The sequence below is a fragment of the Cedecea selenatireducens genome, assembly GCF_042138895.1.
Lineage (GTDB): Bacteria > Pseudomonadota > Gammaproteobacteria > Enterobacterales > Enterobacteriaceae > Cedecea > Cedecea selenatireducens.
In genome coordinates, this window is sequence record NZ_JBHIKW010000032.1 from 1 (window position 1) to 1,940 (window position 1,940).

Annotated in this window: 1 protein-coding gene; it reads left to right on the plus strand. The window is 66.8% G+C overall.

Annotated elements, in window-relative coordinates; genetic code table 11:
- Nucleotides 1–1,940 (plus strand): invasin domain 3-containing protein (locus tag ACE38U_RS22340; RefSeq protein ID WP_375530533.1); only part of this gene is annotated, 1,940 nt, incomplete at both ends.

Sequence of the window (1,940 nt, forward strand, 5' to 3'; positions counted from 1 at the left end):
GTCGGACATGCAGGTGACGGCGACGCTGCAGGACGCGCAGCATAACCCGGTGGCCGGGCAGGATGCCGTGGTGCAGACCACCGCGGTCGCCGGGGCGACGCTGAAGGGGAGCTGGACCGACAATCAGGACGGCACTTACAGCGCTACCTTCACCGCCACCACCGCCGGCACTAGCCTGAAGGCCACAATGACGCTGGCAGACGGGGAGGTGATCTCCACCGCCTACGACATCACGGCCGCCGCGCCGGTGAAAGCGAACTCGGGCCTCACCCTGGACAAAGCCAGCTACGTGGCCGGCGACGACATGCAGGTGGTAGCGACGCTGCAGGACGCGCAGCATAATCCGGTGGTCGGGCAGGATGCGGTGGTGCAGACCACCGCGGTCGCCGGGGCGACGCTGAAGGGGAGCTGGACTGACAATCAGGACGGCACTTACAGTGCTACCTTTACCGCCACCACCGCCGGCCCGGGCCTGAAGGCCTCGATGACGGTGTCTGACGGGGATGTGGAGTCTGCTCTGTTTGACATCACGGCCGCCGCGCCGGTGAAGGCGAACTCCACCCTTGTGCTGGATAAGGCCGGCTACGTGGCCGGCGACGACATGCAGGTGGTAGCGACGCTGCGGGACGCGCAGCATAACCCGGTGGCCGGGCAGGCCGCCGTGGTGCAGACCACGGTGGTGGGCGGGGCGACGCTGAAGGGGAGCTGGACTGATAATCAGGACGGCACTTACAGCGGCGTGTTTACCGCCACCACCGCCGGTACGGGCCTGCAGGCCACGATGACGGTGTCTGACGGGGAGGTGACCTCTGCCGCCTACGACATCACGGCCGCCGCGCCGGTGATGGCAAACTCGGCCCTCACCCTGGACAAGACCAGTTATGTGGCCGGGTCGGACATGCAGGTGACGGCGACGCTGCAGGACGCGCAGCATAACCCGGTGGCCGGGCAGGATGCCGTGGTGAAGACCACCGCGGTCGCCGGGGCAGTCATCAAAGGTAGCTGGACTGACATTCAGGACGGCACTTACAGCGGCGTGTTTACCGCCACCACCGCCGGTACGGGCCTGCAGGCCACGATGACGGTGTCTGACGGGGAGGTGACCTCTGCCGCCTACGACATCACGGCTGCCGCGCCGGTGAGGGCGAATTCGGGCCTCACCCTGGACAAGGCCAGCTACGTGGCCGGGTCGGACATGCAGGTGACGGCGACGCTGCGGGATGCGCAGCATAACCCGGTGGCCGGGCAGGCCGCCGTGGTGCAGACCACGGTGGTGGGTGGGGCAGTCATCAAAGGTAGCTGGACTGACAATCAGGACGGCACTTACACGTCGACCTGGACGACGCAGATCGCCGGCACGGGCCTGAAGGCCACGATGACGGTGTCTGACGGTACGGTGGAGTCTGCTCCGTTTGACATCACGGCCGCGGTGCCGGTGAAGGCGAACTCGGGTATCACCCTGGACAAAGCCAGCTATGTGGCCGGCGACGACATGCAGGTGACGGCGACGCTGCAGGACGCGCAGCATAACCCGGTGCCCGGGCAGGATGCCGTGGTGCAGACCACCGCGGTAGCCGGGGCAGTCATCAAAGGTGGCTGGACCGACAATCAGGACGGCACTTACAGCGCTACTTTCACCGCCACCACCGCCGGCCCGGGTCTGAAGGCCACGATGACGGTGTCTGACGGCAAAGTAGAGTCTGCTCCGTTTGACATCATGGCCGCCGCGCCGGTGAAGGCGAACTCCACCCTCACCCTGGACAAGGCCAGCTACGTGGCCGGCGACGACATGCAGGTGACGGCGACGCTGCAGGACGCGCAGCATAACCCGGTGGCCGGGCAGGATGCCGTGGTGCAGACCACCGCGGTCGCTGGGGCGACGCTCAAAGGGAGCTGGACCGACAATCAGGACGGCACTTACAGCGGCGTGTTCACCGCCG